Origin of the sequence: Bradyrhizobium sp. SZCCHNS1050 (genome assembly GCF_032484785.1) — a bacterium.
Lineage (GTDB): Bacteria > Pseudomonadota > Alphaproteobacteria > Rhizobiales > Xanthobacteraceae > Bradyrhizobium.
In genome coordinates this window covers 3,208,068-3,226,005 of the sequence record NZ_JAUETR010000001.1, presented here as the reverse complement: position 1 = coordinate 3,226,005, position 17,938 = coordinate 3,208,068, and the positions used below count along the sequence as shown (strand labels likewise).

Sequence of the window (17,938 nt, the reverse complement as noted above, 5' to 3'; positions counted from 1 at the left end):
ATCGCGATCAGGCGATTCGAACCGGTTTCGAAAAGGCTCCGTCCAATTTGGCAAGCGGCCGACGCCGGCCGCCGCAACAACAAACAGGAGCCTTCACCATGTCGATCAAGACCAAGATTGCCGCCCTCGCGCTGACCGCTCTCGCCGTGACCGGCAGCATCGCCGCAACGTCGACGCCTGCCGCGGCCAACGGCTTCCATCATCACCATTGGGGCTGGGGCGTCGGTGCCGGCCTCGTCGGCGCCGCCGTCGTCGGCAGCGCCATCGCCGCCAGCAACGACGGCTACTACTATGGCGGTGGCTATCGGTACTGCCGCTGGGTGCCGCAGTACAACGTCTACGGCCAGTATGTCGGCCGGGTCAGGGCCTGCGGCTATTGATGCTGGGCTTTCGTCGCGCCCCGCCCAGCCGCGGCCAAGGCTCGCCTCGCCAAATTCGCCAAGGCCGGGCGTCTACCTGCCCCGATCTGCGATCTCGACAGCCCGCCCGGCCGCCCGGGCGGGCCGATTGTTGCGTGGGCGCAACACCCTCGATCAGAAACCGGGTCAGATCGCCCCACGCTTGCTCTTGCGAATTAATCGCAATATAAATCATCCCTGAATTGCCGCGTGTCATCCACACTTCCGATCAAACATCGACGACTCCGTAATCTTCTCGTGACTGTGCGCGGGCAATCAGTTGTGACGTTGCCTGTGTCGTTTGCCTTGCCTTGGGAATCCGCCGCCATGATCCGTTCGAACTGCACCCGGGAAGTGATCGCGGCCGGCGCCATGATCGCCGCGCTCGCTGCCCCCGCCGCTGCCGCCGACCTGCCGGTCAAGGCCCGGATGGCGCAAACGGTGTTCGACTGGACCGGCCTCTATGTCGGCGTCCATGCCGGCTATACACGTGACCACGGCCGGGCGACCCTGACGGACCCGAGCGGCACGGTCAGCACCGGCAGCCCGTTCAGCGGTCTCACCGGCGGCGTTCAGGCCGGCTACAACTGGGTCACCCGCTCCGGGCTGTTGCTCGGGCTCGAGGGTGATTTCAGCTTTCCGAACTATCTCACCTCCAACCACACCGTCGCGATGCTCGGCACGCCCGGCTCGAACGTCTCGGAGCTGTGGGACTATGTCGCCACCGCCCGCGGCCGCGTCGGCTACATCAGGGGCGACTGGCTGGTCTATGCCACCGGCGGCCTTGCCTGGACCGGCGGCCGCTTCATCAACACCAATGCAGCCGGCGACACCGAGAAACTGCTGACGACGCGGCTCGGCTGGGCCGCCGGCGCCGGCATCGAACGCAGCTTTGCGCCGCATTGGAGCTGGCGCCTCGAATATCTCTACAGCCATTTCGAGAACGGTGGCGTCCGCTTCTCCAACGGAGCCAGCTACAATTCGCAACTCGACTTCCAGACCCTGCGGGTCGGGCTCAACCGGAAGCTCGACTTCGCCAGCGGTCCCGACCTGAAGCTCAAGAGCGATCCGTCCGATCCCGAATCCGACCGCTGGGAGATCCACGGCCAGGCGACCGTGATCGGCCAGGGCTATCCGGCGTTCCGCGCCGCCTACACCGGCGCCAACAGCCTGACACCCGCGCGCCAATTCCAGGAGACCTGGAGCAACAGCCTGTACATCAACGCGCGGCTGTGGGACGGCGGCGAGGTCTACTACAATCCCGAGCTGCTGCAGGGCTTCGGCCTCAGCAACACCGTCGGACTCGGCGGCTTCCCCAATGGCGAAGCGCAGAAGTCCGACTTCCCCTATCCGCACTACAACACCTCGCGGCTGTTCCTGCGCCAGACCTTCGGCTTCGGCGGCGAGCAGGAGCAGCTCGGCAGCGGCCAGCTGCAGCTCTCCGGCAAGCAGGACATCTCGCGTCTCACGGTGCAGATCGGCAAATTTCCGGTGCTCGACGTGTTCGACGGCAACGCCTACGCCAAGGATGCGCGCAAGGACTTCATGAACTGGTCGATCTGGGCGCCCGGTGCCTTCGACTACGCCGCCGACAAGCTCGGCCTGACCTATGGCGCCACCGCCGAGCTGAACCAGAGGAACTGGGCGCTGCGCGCCGGCTATTTCCTGGTCGACGCCACCTCGAACTCCAACAATTTCGACACGAACGTGTTCAGGCGCGGCAGCTATGTCGTCGAGCTGGAGACGCGCTATCAGCTGTTCTCGCAGCCGGGCCACCTGCGCACCATCGGCTTCTTCAACAACACCTTCTCCGGCAGCTACCGCGAGACGCTGGACAATCCCGCGCTCAATGCCGACATCACCCAGACCCGCCGCGGCCGCCCCAAATACGGCTACGTCGTCTCTTTCGACCAGGCGCTGTCAGACGAGCTCGGCCTGTTCGGCCGCTGGAGCTGGAACGACGGCAAGACCGAGATCATGGCCTTCACCGACATCGACAACAGCCTGTCGTTCGGCACCTCGATCAAGGGCACGCGCTGGGGCCGTCCCGATGATACGATCGGCCTCGCCGGCGTGACCAACGGGCTGTCGCGCGACCACCGCGCCTTCCTCGCCGCCGGCGGCCTCGGCCCGCTGATCGGCGATGGTGCGCTGAACTATCGGCGCGAGAACATCATCGAGGCCTACTACGCCTACTCGATCAACAAATACCTGACCTTCACGGCGGACTACCAGTTCGTCAACAACCCCGCCTACAACGCCGACCGCGGCCCGGTGTCGATCTTCTCCGGGCGGTTGCACGGGGATTTCTGAGGGCGACAGGCTGCGCCGCCGTCGAGGCCGGCAGTCGAGCGCCGATGAGAGCCGCAATTCGCGCCACAAATGGGTGTCGTCCGGGCTCAAGGCCGGGACGACAGCGGAGGATGATGCGCCCGTCGGTGCGCCAAGCTGACCTGCCGCAGGGTGCAGTCCCCCATGCGCTTACCGCAATGCGGCATTGGGCGCTTGCCATCCCCATATGCTAGGACCTGTCTCCATTCCCCGCCCCTTCGGGCGCTCACAGGTCGAAATGCTCTCAGTCGAACTCGCCATCATCGTCGTCCTCATCGTCGTCAACGGGCTGTTGTCGATGTCCGAACTCGCGATCGTCTCGTCGCGGCCGGCCCGGCTGGCCATGCTGGCCGAGAAAGGCGTGTCCGGCGCGCGGCGGGCGCTGACGCTGGCGTCCGACCCGGGGCGGTTCCTGTCGACGGTGCAGATCGGCATCACCCTGGTCGGCGTGCTCTCCGGCGCGTTCTCGGGCGCCACGCTCGGCCAGCGCCTGACGCAATCGCTGCTGGAGCTCGGCCTGTCGGCTTCCGTCGCCGACATCGTCGGCGTCGGCCTGGTCGTCACCATCATCACCTATGCCACGCTGATCGTCGGCGAGCTGGTGCCGAAGCAGCTCGCGCTGCGTGATCCCGAGGCGATTGCCGTCCGCGTCGCGCCGGCCATGCAGGTGCTCGCCAAGGTGTCGCTGCCGCTGGTCGTGCTGCTCGACCTTTCCGGCAAGCTGATCCTGACGCTGCTCGGCCGTTCCGGCGAGGCCGAGGAGAAGGTCTCGGAGGCGGAGATCCATCATCTGGTGCGCGAGGCCGAGACTGCCGGCGTGCTCGAGCCGGGCGAGAAGGAGATGATCGCCGGCGTGATGCGGCTCGGCGACCGCCCGGTCGGCGCCATCATGACGCCGCGTCCCGAGGTCGACGTCGTCGACCTCAACGACGATCCCAAGGCCATTCGCGAGCTGCTCGCCAGGAGCCCGCATTCGCGACTGCCGGTGTCGGACGGCGAGCGCGACCGCCCGATCGGCGTGCTCCAGGCCAAGGACCTGCTGGCGGCCTATCTGCGCGACGAGACGCCGGACCTGCGCAGCCTGGTGCGCGAGGTGCCGATCATTCCCTCCACCGTCGATGCGCGCGACGTGATCGCGATCCTCAAGGTAGCGCCCGTGCATATGGGGCTGGTCCACGACGAATACGGCGCGTTCGAAGGCGTCGTGACCGCGGCGGATATTCTGGAGTCGATCGTCGGCGCATTCTCGTCCGAGCAGGGTCCCCCCGAGCCCGCCTGCGTCCGCCGCGACGACGGCTCGCTGCTGGTCTCCGGCTGGATGCCGCTCGACGAGTTCGCCGACGTCCTCGCCATCGAGGTGCCGCCACATCGCGGCTATCACACCGTCGCCGGCCTGGTGCTGCAGCACTTCGGCAGCGTGCCCGAGGTCGGCCAGAGCTTCGAGCTGCAGGGGTGGCGCTTCGAGATCATCGACCTCGACGGCCGCCGCATCGACAAGATCCTGGCGACCAGGCTCGCGCCGGAGGGCGGCGAGCCGAATGTGGGGTAGCTGAACCCGTGCTGTCGCCGCAACGACAGTGCGCCCCGCCGGAGCATTCTCGCACCCGCTTCGCATCTGCCATGCGATGCGACCTCCCTCGCACGCGGCGGAGGCGCAGATCGAGCGAGTGGCGCGCGATCAGGCATACCCCGGACAGCCGATGTCGCGGGAACGTGAAGACGCGGCCTGCGTATCCTTTGATAGGCCGACATGTGGTACCGGATCCCGGCCGCCGCCGCTTGATATCAAACCATCACACAGGGCACTTAGGGTACGGATTCGGTCGGCAGCCCCAGCCGGCGCGAACCAGCCCATACGCCATGACAAGCACCGTCCGCAGCCACCGCCGATGGCTGCGGACGACGAGACGAGACACGCCGATGATGCTTCAGGAGCTCCGGACCACAGTGCTGCGCGACGCCGTCCGTCCCAACATCTGGGACGTGGTCGCGCTGGTGATCGTGGTGGGCGCGATGGTGCTGATCGTCTATGGCGGCGAGCAGACCACCCAGCCGCTGTCGGCGCTGGATACCGCCCCGGTGTCGCTCGATCCGGCCAACCTTCCGCTCTACGCGCTGCGCACGACCTTGCGCATGCTGCTCGCGATCGCGTGCTCGCTCGTGTTCACCTTCGTCTACGCCGCGCTGGCGGCCAAGAGCCGGCGCGCCGAGATCGTGCTGATCCCGCTGCTCGACATCCTGCAGTCGGTGCCGATCCTCGGCTTCCTCACCTTCACCGTCGTGTTCTTCATGAACCTGCTCCCCGGCAAGGTGCTGGGCGCCGAGCTCGCCTGCGTGTTCGCGATCTTCACCAGCCAGGCCTGGAACATGACCTTCAGCATGTACCAGTCGATGCGCAACGTGCCGAAGGATCTGGAGGAGGCGACGCGCAGCTTCCACCTCTCCGGCTGGCAGCGCTTCTGGCGGCTCGACGTCCCCTATGCGATGCCCGGCCTGATCTGGAATGCGATGATGTCGATGTCCGGCGGCTGGTTCTTCGTCGTGGCCTCCGAGGCGATCACGGTCGGCAACACCACCGTCACCCTGCCCGGCATCGGCTCCTACGTCGCGCTGGCAATTCAGCAGAAGGATCTCGCCGCGATCGGCGCCGCGCTGCTGACCATGCTGCTGGTCATCACCGCCTACGATCAGCTGCTGTTCCGTCCGATCGTGGCCTGGGCCGACAAATTCCGCTTCGAGCAGACCGCCTCGGGCAATCCGCCGAGCTCGTGGATGCTCGACCTGTTCCGGCGCACCCGCGCGCTGCGCTCGCTGTCCGTCCCGTTCGCCGCGGTCAATCGCGCCGTCTCGAACCTGCGGATCAACTGGCCTAAAACCTGGAGCGGCCCGGTGCGGCACGCGCCACCGTCGCAGCTCGTCGACGGCCTCTGGCTCGCCGTCGTCGTTCTCGGTTGCGCCTATGCCGGCTGGAAGACGTACCTCTACCTCTCGGCCACGCTGGCGCCCGCCGATGTCCTCTCCGCCATCGGCTATGGCCTGATCACGCTGATCCGCGTGGTGGTGCTGATCGGGCTGGCGTCGCTGATCTGGGTCCCCGTCGGCGTCTGGATCGGGCTGCGGCCCAAGCTCGCTGAGCGCATCCAGCCGCTGGCGCAGTTCCTCGCCGCCTTCCCGGCCAACCTCGCCTTCCCGGTGTTCGTCGTGCTGATCGTGCGCTTTCGCCTCGACGCCAATGTCTGGCTGAGCCCGCTGATGATCCTGGGCACGCAATGGTACATCCTATTCAACGTCATCGCCGGTGCCAGCGCCTTCCCGACCGACCTGCGCGAGGCGGCCGCGAGCCTGCACCTGACCGGCTGGCGCTGGTGGTTCAAGGTCGTGCTGCCCGGAATCTTCCCCTATTACATCACCGGCGCCATCACCGCCTCGGGCGGCTCATGGAACGCGGCGATCGTCGCAGAGGTCGCGAGCTGGGGCGACACGCATCTGACGGCGTCGGGGCTCGGCGCCTACATCGCCGCGGCGACGGAGCGCGGCGACTTTCCGCGCGTGGTACTCGGCATTGCCGTGATGTGCATCCTCGTCACTCTGTTCAACCGGCTGCTGTGGCGGCCGCTGTATGCCTTCGGCGAGCGCCGGCTGCGGCTCGGCTGACCGGGAGAGATCATCATGCGCGACCAGGTCAAGGACACATCGCTGATCGAGATCAAGAGCGTCAGCCGGCTCTTCCCAAAGGGCAGCGGCGAGGATCTCGTCGTGCTGGAGAAGGTCGACCTCACGATCCGAGCCGGCGAAATCGTCGGCCTGCTCGGACGCTCCGGCTCGGGCAAGTCGACCCTGCTGCGGATCATCGCCGGCCTGGTGTCGCCATCCTCAGGCGAAGCACGATGCCGCGGCGAGATCATCGCCGGCCCCCCTGTTGGCGTCGCCATGGTGTTCCAGTCGTTCGCGCTGTTTCCCTGGCTCACCGTGCTGCAGAACGTCGAGCTCGGCCTGGAGGCGCTCGGTGTCGACAGTGCCGAGCGGCGCAAACGCGCGCTGGCCGCGATCGACCTGATAGGTCTCGACGGTTTCGAATCGGCTTTTCCGAAGGAGCTGTCCGGCGGCATGCGCCAGCGCGTCGGCTTTGCCCGCGCGCTCGTCGTGCATCCTGACCTCCTGCTGATGGATGAACCGTTCTCGGCGTTGGACGTGCTGACCGCCGAGACGCTGCGCACCGACCTCGTCGATCTCTGGACCGACGGCCGGCTGCCGATCAAGTCGGTGCTGATGGTGACGCACAACATCGAGGAAGCGGTGCTGATGTGCGACCGCGTCCTGGTGTTCTCGTCCAATCCCGGCCGCGTCGCCGCCGAGTTCAGGATCGACCTGCCGCATCCGCGCAACCGGCTCGATCCCGCGTTCCGCCAGCTCGTCGACAGTCTCTATGCCCGCATGACGCAGCGGCCCGAGCCGAAGCTGCCGAGCACCGCCAGCGCCGGCGTGGGCATGGTGCTCAACCACGTCTCCTCGAACTCGATCTCCGGCCTGATCGAGACGCTAGCCGGCGAACCCTATAATGGGCATGCCGACCTGCCGGTGCTGGCGGGCCATCTGCAGCTCGAGGTCGACGAGATCTTTCCGCTGGCCGAGGCGCTGCAGCTCTTGCGCTTCGCCCAGCTCAGTGAAGGCGACCTGACCTTGACCGAGGACGGACGGCGGTTCGCCCATCAGGAGACCGACGAGCGCAAGAAGCTGTTCGCGAAGCATTTGATGGAGAACGTGCCGCTGATGGGGCTGATCCGCCGCGTGCTCGACGACCGCCCCTCGCACGCCGCTCCGGCTGCGCGCTTCCGCATCGAGCTCGAGGACTACATGTCCGAGCACTACGCCGACGAGACCTTGCACACCATCGTGTCATGGGGCCGCTATGCCGAGCTGTTCGCCTATGACGAGCAGTCAGAGACCTTCAGCCTGGAGAACCCGCATTGAGGCCAACGGCGTCACGGCGCGATGGTCAGTGTCGCCTTCATGTTGGGATGAAAGCGGCAGTAGTAGTCGACCGTGCCCGCCTTCTTGAGGACCGAGCTCACCGTCTTGCTCGGCGGCAAAGTGACATCGAAGGCGCCATCCCGCGCCGTGGCCGTATGAGCCAGCGCATCCTTGTTGACCCATTCGACGGTATCGCCGACCTTGGCCGAAGCCACGGCCGGCGAGAATTCGAGCTTGTCCACCAAGATCCGGATCGTGGCAGCGCGCGCCGGAACGCTCATGGCGGCGAGCACAACCACACTCACGAGAGTGATGCGTCCCGACAGCATCGGATCGTCCTACTTCAGATCCGCCGCGACATGCTCGGCGTGCTGCTCGTGGCCCTGGAAGAGCTTCAGGCCGGTCTGCAGCAACTCCTTCAGCTCGGCGTTGGTTGCGGACGGAATGAGCTGCGTCTCCAGCGCGCCGTTCACCGTCTTGTGGTAGGCGACCTCGTTGGCGATATAGGCCTTGTCGAATGCCGCGCCCTTGAGCTTGCTGAGCTCGTCGAGCTTCTCGCTCGCCTGCTTCGACAGCGCGCGGCTGGTGTCGTTGTCTTCCGGCGTCACTTTCAGCTTCTTGACCAGGGCGAGGGCCTGCTTGTTGACCGCCTCGTGGTCCCGCACCATGCCTTGCGCGAACTCCTTGACCTCCTTGCTGCCGGACTTGTCCAAGGCCTGCTTCGCCGCCTTTATGTCGATTTCGCCGGCGGTGTAGGCGATATGCGCGATCTGCGGATCGCTGAGCTTGGCGCCCTGCGACAGGGCGGCGCTGCTCGTGAGGCAGAGCGCGAGGGCGATCGTACCGATATGCTTGAACATGGTTCTCATCTCCTGTGCCGCCGGACCTCGTGGCCGGCGGGTGAATGACTGCACAGGGATTGGATGAAAAGCGGGAGCCGACGTTCCCGAGAATCTTCAGGTCGGACGTCGAAGACGATCGAGCACGGCCTCGGTCAGCCGCTCGCAACGCGGGCCGGCGAAGGGAAACGCGTCCAGAAGGACGGGACCGATCTCTTTTTCGACGTTCTCGCGCAACATGCCGCGGGCGCGATGCAGGCGCGTCTTCACGGTCTCGGGCTTCAATCCGAGCAAGTCCGCCGTCTCGTCGATGCTCATCTCCTCGATCACGCGGGCGATGAACACCAGGCGAAACGGCTCGGACAGGTCATCGATCGCCCGTTCGACAACGGCCTGGATCTGGCGCTGCGCCACCGACTTCTCCGGATCGCTCGACGTGGCGGGAAATTGGATGACCTCGGCCCGAGGCTTGTTCTCTCGCTCCGCATCCAGTTGCAGTGCCGGTCGCCGCCCGCGCAGCCGCCCCATCGCCTCGTTCATCGCGATGCGAACCAGCCACGTCGACAGGCTGGACTGGCCGCGAAACGCGTCCAGGTGGGTGAGTGCGCGGACATAGGTTTCCTGCACGACGTCCTCCGCCTCGCTGTCGTTGCGCAGGATGCCGCGGGCGATCCGGAACAGGCGGCGATTGTTGGCCTGCAGGATGGCCCGAATGGCCGCCTCGTCGCGGGCTTTCGCCCGTCGGATCAGGTCATTCTCGCCGCTCGTCGCCGCGGAGACCGTGGTCGCTGTGGTCCAAGGCATTGTCGATCATCCAAGCTGAGTACACGTGGCTTAGATGGAATTGGAGCCGGAAAGTTCCCAAGAACGATCACGCAAGGCGTTTCACTGCACCGCCGCAAACGTATCGGCTCGCGCCATCGCCCAGGCGTCGCGGAAGCGGACGTCCTGGGTGCCCTCGAGCAGTTCGCCCGGCCGCAGCGATGGATACAGCTTGGCAAAGGAGGAGACATCGGTGGTCGACGTCCGCTGTGAGAAGTGGATGGGCCGCAGATCCTGCGGATGCTCGAGGCCGGCGGCGGCGAGCAGCTCGGCCAGCGCATGCAGGGTCGCGTGATGATAGTTGTAGACGCGGTCGAGCTTGTGCGGCACGACCAGCGCGCGGGCGCGCGTCGGATCCTGCGTCGCGACGCCCGTCGGGCAGCGGTCGGTGTGGCAGCTCAAGGACTGGATGCAGCCGAGCGCGAACATGAAGCCGCGCGCCGAGTTGCACCAGTCGGCGCCGATCGACATCGCGCGCGCCATGTCGAAGGCGGTGGCGATCTTGCCGGAGGCGCCGATCTTGATACGATCGCGGACGTTCAGCCCGACCAGCGCATTGTGCACGAAATTGACGCCCTCGCGCATCGGCATGCCGAGGTGGTCCATGAACTCCAGCGGCGCCGCGCCGGTGCCGCCCTCATTGCCGTCGACCACGATGAAGTCGGGATAGATGCCGGTCTCCAGCATCGCCTTGCAGATCGCAAGGAACTCCCAGGGATGGCCAATGCACAGCTTGAAGCCGGCCGGCTTGCCGCCCGACAGCCGCCGCATCTCGCCGATGAACTGCATCATCCCGGTTGGCGTCGAGAACGCGCGGTGCGCCGCCGGCGAGATGCAGTCCTCGCCCATCGCGACGCCGCGGATCTTGGAGATCTCCTCGGACACCTTCGCCGCCGGCAGCACGCCGCCGTGGCCGGGCTTGGCGCCCTGGCTGATCTTGAGCTCGACCATCTTGATCTGCTCGGCGGCTGCGACCCGCGCGAACGCGTCGGGGTCGAACGTGCCGTCATGGCGGCGGCAGCCGAAATAGCCGGATCCGATCTCCCAGATGATGTCGCCGCCCATCTCGGCATGGTACGGGCTGAAGCCGCCCTCGCCGGTGTCGTGCGCGAAGCCGCCGCGCTTGGCGCCACCATTGAGTGCGCGCACCGCATTCGGGCTCAGGGCGCCAAAGCTCATCGCCGAGATGTTGAACACCGAGGCGGAATAGGGTTTTGCGCAGTCGGGGCCGCCGATGGTGATGCGGTATTTTTCCTCCGCACGCGGCTTGGGCGACATCGAATGGTGCATCCATTCATAGCCCTCGCGGTAGACGTCTTCCTGGGTGCCGAACGGGCGCTTGTCGAGCACCATCTTGGCGCGCTGATAGACCACCGCACGGGTGTCGCGCGAGAACGGCATGCCGTCCTTCTCGCTCTCGAAGAAATACTGCCGCATCTCAGGCCGCATCTCCTCGAGCAGGAAACGCAGGTGTGCCGCGATCGGGTAGTTGCGCAGCACCGCGTGGCTCTTCTGCATGAGGTCGCGCACGCCGAGCAGGGTGAGCGCGCCGAAGATCAACAGCGGGATCAGGACGAGATCGAAGATCTTGCGGTCGTAGATGCCGAGGATCAGCAGCAAAGCGGTCGCCGTGGCGCAGATCGTCAGCACGATGAAGCGCGGCGAAAACGGGAGCAGCAGCGTATCCATGGAAGGCCTCGGGGCGGCTCGTGGAAGATCGATGATCACGATACTACTGATATCGCGAAGCAATCGTTACACAAGCGCGCGCAATCGGCCATCGATCATATCACAACGTCGATAGCCGCCTTCTATCGACTGCCGCGCTGCGGGATCGAGCCGCAGCGCCGGGCCGGCCTCCGGGACTCCCGGCGCCGCTACGCGTTGCTCGACGACGGCAGCCGCTTACCCCTGCGCAAACAGCCCCGAATGCGTCTCGCGCAACTGCCGCTTCAGCAGCTTGCCGCTGGGGTTCTTGGGCAGCGCATCGACGAACACGATCCGCTTCGGCGTCTTGAACGAGGCCAGCCTGGCCGAAGCCTGCTCGAGCACGGCCGCCTCGGTCAGCTCACAGCCGGACTTGACCACGACCATCGCCACAACGGCCTCGACCCAGCGCGGATGCGGCAGGCCGACGACGGCGACCTCCGACACTTCCGGGATCAGATAGAGCGCCTCCTCGACCTCGCGGCTGGCGACGTTCTCACCGCCGGTCTTGATCATGTCCTTCTTGCGATCGACGATGGTGATGTAGCCTTCCCCGTCGATGGTCGCGAGATCGCCGGAGTGAAACCAGTCGCCCTGGAAGGCGGCGGCGGTGCGCTCGTCGTCGTGGAAGTAGCCGAGCATCAGATGCGGCGAGCGGTGCACGACCTCGCCGACCTCGCCTGGTGCGACATCATTCATGTCGTCATCGACGACCCGCGTCTCGACGTTGAGCACGGCGCGGCCGCAAGAGCCCGGCTTGCGCAGTTGATCCTCGGGTCCGAGCATCGTCGCCAGCGGAGCGATCTCGGTCTGGCCGTAGAGATTCCACAGCCGCACCTTGGGCAGCCGCTGCGCCAGCTCGCGCAGCACCTCGACCGGCATGATCGAGGCGCCGTAATAGCCCTTGCGCAAGGTGGATACGTCGGTGGTCTCGAACAGCGGCGAGCGCAGGATCGAGATCCAGACGGTGGGCGGCGCGAAGAACGATGTGATCCGATATTTCGCGATCAGCGGCAGCAGATTGTCGGGCGTCGGAAACGCCGTGATGATGTTGGTCGCGCCGACATAGATCGAAGGGCCGAAGAACACGTCGAGCTGCGCGCAATGATACAGCGGCAGCGCGTGCAGGGTGACGTCATCGGCGGCGATGCCAGCATCGACGATACAGCTCACATACTGCCAAATGACGGCGTCATGGGTGAGCATGGCGCCCTTCGGCAGCGACTCCGTACCAGAGGTGTAGACGATCTGCGCGACGTCGCTTCCGGCGATCTCGACGGCAGGCACCGTCGCCGTCGACGCCGCGAGCTCCGCAAAGTCGATCATGTCGCTTTGCCGCTCGCTCGGACCTTCCGACGGCAGCCAGATCATCTGCTCGACCGCCGGCACCAGCGTCTTGGCGGCGCGGGCCACGCCGGCAAAGCCGCTGTCGGTCGCCAGCAGCCGCGCGCCGGCATGCTTGAGGATGTAGGCAACCTCCTCGGGCTTGAGCATGAAGTTGATCGGCACCAGCACGGCGCCGAGCCGCGCCAGCGCGAAGCGCAAGGCCGCGAAGGCATGCGAATTGCGGGCGAGGATGGCCACGCGCTCGCCCTTGCCGACACCGCGGGTGGCGAGGCCGGCCGCGAGGCGGTCGACGATGGCGTTGAACTCGGCGTAGGTCCAGCTGACCTCGCCGCAGATCACGGCCGTCTTTCCCGGCGTGCGCGCCGCGCTCCGCCGCAGGAGGTCACCGAGCGTCTGTCTGCGAACGATGGAATCCATGGCCGTACCCCTTATTGTATCGGGGATGGCCGCCGCTCAGGCAGTCCAAGTCCCCTCCCTGTGTCGCGCCGGACGTCTGCAGGTCCGGTCTTGCTGCCGAAAATCGCACAGCCGCTTCGAAACGCGCAAGGAGGATATTGCCAACGAAAAGAGCGCCCCGATTGCGTCGAGGCGCTCTTTCAGAAAAGTCGGAGACGAAGGGGCGACGGCTCAGCGCTCGACGAAGGCCTTCTCGATCACGAAATGGCCCGGTTCGTTGCCGCTGCCTTCGAGGAAGCCGCGCGACTCGAACATGGTCTTGAGTTCCTCCAGCATCGCCGGGCTGCCGCACATCATGATACGGTCCTTGGCGATATCGAGCTCATGCTGGCCGATATCGTTGAACAGCTGCTGCGACGAGATCAGGTCGGTGATGCGGCCACGGTTGCGGAACGGCTCGCGTGTGACGGTCGGATAATACTGCAGCTTGCCGTCGAGCAGTTCTCCGAACAACTCGTCCTCGCGCAGCTTGGCGACGACGCTCTCGCCATAGGCGAGCTCGGCGACCTGGCGGCAGCCATGGACCAGCACGATGCTCTCGAACCGCTCGTAGACGTCGGGGTCCTTGATCAGGCTGGCGAACGGGGCAAGGCCGGTGCCGGTCGACAGCAGCAGAAGCCGGCTGCCGGGCAGCAGGTTGTCGGGGATCAGCGTGCCGGTCGCCTTGCGGCCGACCAGGATGGTGTCGCCTTCCTTGATCTTCTGCAGCCGGGAGGTCAGCGGGCCGTCTTGCACCTTGATGCTGAAGAACTCGAGTTCCTCCTCGTGATTGGCGCTGGCCATGCTGTAGGCGCGCAGCAGCGGGCGGCCCTCGACCTCGAGGCCGATCATCGCGAACTGACCATTCTGGAAGCGGAAGCCCGCATCGCGGGTGGCTCGGAAGGAGAACAGGGTGTCCGTCCAGTGGTGAACGGAAAGAACTTTCTCTTTATAGAACGCGCTCATGTCGTTTGTTTTTTCACGTGGGCTGAAGTTGGAAGAAACAAGTCGTGACGGAGGCAGGACCGCAAAACCCCTATAGATCCAGCGATTTCGGCGCCTGATGTACGTGAAAACAGCGAATAATCAACCCGCATGGACGCACCATTGATCACGATCAAATGCATGCCGGCTGATGTCCGGATTCGCCTCGATCGGGCATTCGTTCGTACACAAACGATATGGGTAATTTACTTGCCGATATTCCGATTTTCCAGCACTTTAATTCCGCATCTCTGGCCCAATCCTTGAGCAATGATTAACCATCCGCAGGCCCAGCTCGCCGCCATCACCCGCTACTGCGCCGAACGAGGCATCGCGCTCGACGTGCGGGAGGACGGCTGGCTGCTGGTGCTCGAGGATGCCACCCGGCGTCACCTGATCTTCGGCTATGATCTCGGCCTGAACAGTGCGGTGGCGCACAGACTGGCCTGTGACAAGGCGGCGACCTCGGCGCTGCTGAGAGCCGACGGGATTGCCGCGGTTCCACACGCATTCTTTCTGGCGCCGGCCCTCGGCGGCCAGTCGGGGCAGATGGCCGAGGCCGCGCTGGCGCTGCTCGAAACGCATCCGCGCGGGCTGGTGGTCAAGCCCAACGAGGGGACCTCTGGACGGTCGGTGGTCCGCGTCACGGCGAAGGATGACCTGCTGCGCGCAGTGAACAGCATCTTCGAGACCGGCGCGAATGTCGCGATCGCGCCGCTCATGGACATCGTCGACGAAGTCCGTGTCGTGCAGCTCGATGACGCGTCCCTGATCGTCTACCGCAAGCAGCGCCCCATCGTGGCCGGCGATGGCGTGCAGCCGCTGCTCGCCCTCGCGCTGGCGGCCACTCCGGCCACGGGGCACGCCCAGCTCCTGCGGCGCCTCGATGCGGAATTCGACGCGTCGGCCTTGCGCGCCGTCGTGCCGCGCGGCGAGCAGCGCCTGCTGAGCTGGCGGCACAATCTCGAATTCGGAGCTCAGCCAGTGCTGCTCGAACCAGGCGCGCAGCGGGACCTCTGTGCCGCACTCGCCACCGCGGCGGCACGCGTCATTGGCATCCGCTACGCATCGGTCGACCTCGTGCTGGCCGATGGACACTGGCAGGTGCTCGAGATCAATTCGGGCGTGAAGATGGAGGCGCTCGGCCGGCATGCGCCGGAGCTGGTCGAAAGCACATATTTCGCCGCGCTCGACGCGATCTTCGGCAGAGGCCGGTCGGGATGACTTGCGGCCGCCGGCCCGATTTCCAGCAATAAGATTTCCCTGGCCTCGATCGAGATGAGGGATTAGTCTCCGATCCAAAATAAACAGTATACTGTCAATGTGGAGGACGCCCTTGCGCATCGCCGTGCTCGGCGGCGGCCCTGGCGGGCTGTATTTCGCCTATCTCTGGAAGAAGCGGCACCCCGCCGCCGTGGTCGATCTGTTCGAGCAGAATCCGGCCGGGGCGACCTGGGGCTTTGGCGTCGTGTTCTCCGATCAGGCGCTCGAATTCCTGCGCGCCGACGATCCCGACACCGTGGACGCGATCGCGCCGCACATGGAGAGCTGGCGCAACATCACGCTCAATCTGCGCGGCGAGACTGTCGAGATCGACGGCGTCGGCTTTTCCGCGATCGGCCGGCTCGAGCTGTTGAAGCTGCTGCAGGCCCGCGCCGAGAGCGTGGGCGTCGTCGCCCGCTACGGCACGACCATCCAGTCGCTGGACCAGCTCGCAGGCTACGACCTCATCGTCGCTGCCGACGGGCTGAACTCGCTGGTTCGCCGCAGCTTCGAAGGCGATTTCGGCTTCTCCGTCTCCTACTCCAGCAACAAGTTCGCATGGTACGGCACGTCGAAGACCTTTGCCACGCTGTCGCAGACCTTCGTCGCGACCGACCGCGGCAGCTTCAACGCGCACCATTATCGCTATTCGCCGGACATGAGCACGTTCCTGGTGGAATGCGATCGCGCCACGTGGCACGCCCATGGCTTCGCCGAGATGTCGGTCGATGAATCCCGGCGCGTTTGCGAGCAGGTGTTCGCCGCCACGCTCGACGGTCACGCGCTGGTCTCCAACCGATCGGTATGGCGCAATTTCCCCTGGGTCTGGAATGAGCACTGGTGGCACCGGAACATGGTGCTGATCGGCGACGCGCTGCATACGGCGCACTTCTCGATCGGCTCCGGGACGCGGCTGGCGATCGAGGACGCGATCGCGCTCGCCAAGGCGCTCGATGCCGAGACCAGCCTCTCGGACGGCCTCGCCCGCTATCAGGCCGAGCGCCAGCCGATCGTGAAGAAGCTGGTGACGGCGGCCCGGACCAGCAGCGACTGGTATGAGTCCTTCCCGGCTCACATGACGCTCAGCCTGTTGGATTTTGCCTACAGCTACATCACCCGGTCCGGGCGCATCGATGATACCAGGCTGCGCGCGATGGCTCCGCGGTTCATGGCCCGCTACGAGGCATCTCGGAACACGGGAGCACGCGCATGACGAGAGAGATCGCCGACCAGGTTCCGCGCGACAGCGCCGGCGCGCGCGAGATCGGCTTCGCAATTCCCGCCCGCTACAATGCCAGCCGCGTGCTGTTCGACAACCTCGCCAAGGGCAACGCCAACAAGACTGCGCTGATCGGTCCGGCCGGCCAGCGCAGCTATGCCGAGCTGTGTGCCGACGCCTGCCGTTGGGGCAACGGCTTCACCGCGCTCGGGCTCAGCCGCGGCGACCGGGTCCTGCTGTTCCTCGACGATACACCGGCCTATCCGGCCGCGTTCTTCGGCGCAGTGCGCGCCGGCTTCGTGCCGCTGCTGATCAACACATTGACGCCGCCGGATCTGCTGCAATTCTATCTCGCTGATTCCGGCGCCAAGATCGCGGTCGCCGACGCCGAGTTTGCCGCACGGTTCGACGCACAGGCCTGCGCCGAGACCGCGCTGCGCACACTGGTCGTCGTCAATGGCGAGGCGCCGGCCACCGCCGTCGCAACGACGGTCGCGGTCGATGCGTGGCTGCCCAACTTCACCGATCAGTTGGCGGAGGCCGACACCCACCGCGACGAGATGGCATTCTGGATGTATTCGTCCGGCTCGACCGGACGCCCCAAGGGCATCGTCCATCTGCAGCACGACATGGCCTATAGCGAGCAGGCGTTCGCCCGCAACGTGCTGCGGCTCAAGCCGGACGACATCTGCTTCTCGGTGCCCAAGATCTTCTTCGCCTACGGCTTCGGCAATGCGATCACCTTTCCATTCTCGGCCGGAGCGACGACGCTGCTGCTGCCCGGCCAGCCGAAACCCGCCGCCATCTTCGATGCGATCGGCCGCTTCCGACCGACCGTGTTCTTCGGCCTGCCGACGCTCTACACCGCGCTCACCAAGGCCGAGCGTGCGAAGCAGGCCGACGTCTCGTCACTGCGGCTCGCGGTTTCCGCGGCCGAGGTGCTCTCGGCCGAGGTCTTCAACGGCTGGAAGAGCCTGACCGGCTTGGAGATCGTCGAAGGTCTCGGCTCGACCGAGGTTCTCCACGTCTATCTCTCGAACCGCGAGGACCGCAAGAAGCTCGGCGCCGCCGGACTGCGCGTTCCCGGCTACGAGATCGCGCTGCGCGACGGCGAAGGACGCGAGGTCGCCAACGGCGAAGAGGGCATTCTCTGGGTACGCGGCGACTCCAACACGCCGCTCTACTGGAACCGTCCGGACAAGACCGCGGAGACGATCCGCGATGGCGGCTGGATCTACACCGGCGATCGTTTCGTGCGCGATGCCGACGGCTTCCATTTCTTTCGCGGCCGCGCCGACGACCTGGTCAAGATCTCCGGCCAATGGGTCTATCCGCTCGAGGTCGAGCTCTGCCTCGCCGAGCATCCCGATATCAGAGAATGCGCCGTGTTTGCGCACGAGCTGCCGGATCGTCGCATGAGCCTGAAGGCCGTGGTGGTCACCAACGGCGGATCCCCCGACCAAATCCCGACCGTCAAGGCGCTGCAGGACTACGTGAAGGCGAAACTGCTGCCCTACAAATATCCGCGCGAGATCGTCTTCATCGACGAATTGCCGAAGACGGGCACCGGCAAGATCGATCGTCAGGCGGTGATGCGGCTGTGAGCCTACGCCTTGCGCCCG

General features: G+C 65.7%; 14 protein-coding genes. 8 read left to right on the top strand and 6 right to left on the bottom strand.

Translation table 11 applies throughout. The annotated features are described in order from the left end of the window. Nucleotides 1-98: 98 nt before the first annotated feature. The 5 genes from QX094_RS14595 to QX094_RS14575 all read left to right on the top strand — a co-directional run bounded on the left by QX094_RS14595 (nt 99) and on the right by QX094_RS14575 (nt 7,700). Complete coding sequence (locus QX094_RS14595; RefSeq protein WP_315752260.1) at nt 99-380, top strand: hypothetical protein; 282 nt, start codon at nt 99-101, stop codon at nt 378-380. Nucleotides 381-725: 345 nt separating this feature from the next. Beyond that, nucleotides 726-2,711, top strand: coding sequence for a carbohydrate porin (locus QX094_RS14590; protein WP_315825484.1), 1,986 nt, complete (start codon nt 726-728; stop codon nt 2,709-2,711). Between the two features lie 256 nt (nt 2,712-2,967). Continuing rightward, nucleotides 2,968-4,278 (top strand): hemolysin family protein, encoded by a 1,311-nt coding sequence (locus QX094_RS14585; protein ID WP_316166208.1) that lies wholly within the window; start codon nt 2,968-2,970, stop codon nt 4,276-4,278. 371 nt (nt 4,279-4,649) lie between these two features. Further along, nucleotides 4,650-6,383, top strand: a complete 1,734-nt coding sequence (locus QX094_RS14580; RefSeq protein ID WP_315825485.1) for an ABC transporter permease subunit — start codon at nt 4,650-4,652, stop codon at nt 6,381-6,383. A 15-nt stretch (nt 6,384-6,398) separates the two neighbouring features. Then, nucleotides 6,399-7,700, top strand: coding sequence for a nitrate/sulfonate/bicarbonate ABC transporter ATP-binding protein (locus QX094_RS14575; RefSeq protein ID WP_315752264.1), 1,302 nt, complete (start codon nt 6,399-6,401; stop codon nt 7,698-7,700). Between the two features lie 11 nt (nt 7,701-7,711). Here QX094_RS14575 and QX094_RS14570 read toward each other — a convergent pair whose 3' ends face one another. The 6 genes from QX094_RS14570 to QX094_RS14545 all read right to left on the bottom strand — a co-directional run bounded on the left by QX094_RS14570 (nt 7,712) and on the right by QX094_RS14545 (nt 13,816). Then, nucleotides 7,712-8,029: a cupredoxin domain-containing protein gene (locus QX094_RS14570; RefSeq protein ID WP_315825486.1), complete on the bottom strand. Its 318-nt coding sequence runs from the start codon at nt 8,027-8,029 to the stop codon at nt 7,712-7,714. Nucleotides 8,030-8,038: 9 nt separating this feature from the next. Continuing rightward, the gene (locus tag QX094_RS14565) at nt 8,039-8,560 is read right to left on the bottom strand and encodes a DUF4142 domain-containing protein (RefSeq protein ID WP_316174505.1); all 522 of its coding nucleotides are present in this window, start codon (nt 8,558-8,560) and stop codon (nt 8,039-8,041) included. Between the two features lie 96 nt (nt 8,561-8,656). Continuing rightward, nucleotides 8,657-9,343, bottom strand: coding sequence for an RNA polymerase sigma factor (locus QX094_RS14560; RefSeq protein WP_316174503.1), 687 nt, complete (start codon nt 9,341-9,343; stop codon nt 8,657-8,659). 81 nt (nt 9,344-9,424) lie between these two features. After that, nucleotides 9,425-11,050, bottom strand: coding sequence for an FMN-binding glutamate synthase family protein (locus QX094_RS14555; RefSeq protein ID WP_316174501.1), 1,626 nt, complete (start codon nt 11,048-11,050; stop codon nt 9,425-9,427). Nucleotides 11,051-11,266: 216 nt separating this feature from the next. Continuing rightward, the gene (locus tag QX094_RS14550; RefSeq protein WP_315752268.1) at nt 11,267-12,832 is read right to left on the bottom strand and encodes an acyl-CoA synthetase; all 1,566 of its coding nucleotides are present in this window, start codon (nt 12,830-12,832) and stop codon (nt 11,267-11,269) included. Nucleotides 12,833-13,042: 210 nt separating this feature from the next. Then, complete coding sequence (locus QX094_RS14545; protein WP_315715287.1) at nt 13,043-13,816, bottom strand: ferredoxin--NADP reductase; 774 nt, start codon at nt 13,814-13,816, stop codon at nt 13,043-13,045. Nucleotides 13,817-14,104: 288 nt separating this feature from the next. On the opposite strand from QX094_RS14545, the gene QX094_RS14540 reads away from it, so the two are divergent. The 3 genes from QX094_RS14540 to QX094_RS14530 all read left to right on the top strand — a co-directional run bounded on the left by QX094_RS14540 (nt 14,105) and on the right by QX094_RS14530 (nt 17,920). Continuing rightward, nucleotides 14,105-15,058, top strand: a complete 954-nt coding sequence (locus QX094_RS14540; protein WP_316170957.1) for a RimK-like protein — start codon at nt 14,105-14,107, stop codon at nt 15,056-15,058. Between the two features lie 112 nt (nt 15,059-15,170). Beyond that, nucleotides 15,171-16,310 (top strand): FAD-dependent monooxygenase, encoded by a 1,140-nt coding sequence (locus QX094_RS14535; protein WP_316174499.1) that lies wholly within the window; start codon nt 15,171-15,173, stop codon nt 16,308-16,310. Beyond that, complete coding sequence (locus tag QX094_RS14530) at nt 16,307-17,920, top strand: benzoate-CoA ligase family protein (RefSeq protein ID WP_316174498.1); 1,614 nt, start codon at nt 16,307-16,309, stop codon at nt 17,918-17,920. Before QX094_RS14535 ends, QX094_RS14530 begins: the two co-directional genes overlap by 4 nt. The last annotated feature ends 18 nt before the right edge of the window (nt 17,921-17,938 follow it).

Coding starts and splice junctions, on each gene's coding strand:
- QX094_RS14595 (WP_315752260.1), top strand. CDS start 99: ATGTCGATCAAGACCAAGATTGCCGCCCTCGCGCTGACCGCTCTCGCC.
- QX094_RS14590 (WP_315825484.1), top strand. CDS start 726: ATGATCCGTTCGAACTGCACCCGGGAAGTGATCGCGGCCGGCGCCATG.
- QX094_RS14585 (WP_316166208.1), top strand. CDS start 2,968: ATGCTCTCAGTCGAACTCGCCATCATCGTCGTCCTCATCGTCGTCAAC.
- QX094_RS14580 (WP_315825485.1), top strand. CDS start 4,650: ATGATGCTTCAGGAGCTCCGGACCACAGTGCTGCGCGACGCCGTCCGT.
- QX094_RS14575 (WP_315752264.1), top strand. CDS start 6,399: ATGCGCGACCAGGTCAAGGACACATCGCTGATCGAGATCAAGAGCGTC.
- QX094_RS14570 (WP_315825486.1), bottom strand. CDS start 8,029: ATGCTGTCGGGACGCATCACTCTCGTGAGTGTGGTTGTGCTCGCCGCC.
- QX094_RS14565 (WP_316174505.1), bottom strand. CDS start 8,560: ATGTTCAAGCATATCGGTACGATCGCCCTCGCGCTCTGCCTCACGAGC.
- QX094_RS14560 (WP_316174503.1), bottom strand. CDS start 9,343: ATGCCTTGGACCACAGCGACCACGGTCTCCGCGGCGACGAGCGGCGAG.
- QX094_RS14555 (WP_316174501.1), bottom strand. CDS start 11,050: ATGGATACGCTGCTGCTCCCGTTTTCGCCGCGCTTCATCGTGCTGACG.
- QX094_RS14550 (WP_315752268.1), bottom strand. CDS start 12,832: ATGGATTCCATCGTTCGCAGACAGACGCTCGGTGACCTCCTGCGGCGG.
- QX094_RS14545 (WP_315715287.1), bottom strand. CDS start 13,816: ATGAGCGCGTTCTATAAAGAGAAAGTTCTTTCCGTTCACCACTGGACG.
- QX094_RS14540 (WP_316170957.1), top strand. CDS start 14,105: ATGATTAACCATCCGCAGGCCCAGCTCGCCGCCATCACCCGCTACTGC.
- QX094_RS14530 (WP_316174498.1), top strand. CDS start 16,307: ATGACGAGAGAGATCGCCGACCAGGTTCCGCGCGACAGCGCCGGCGCG.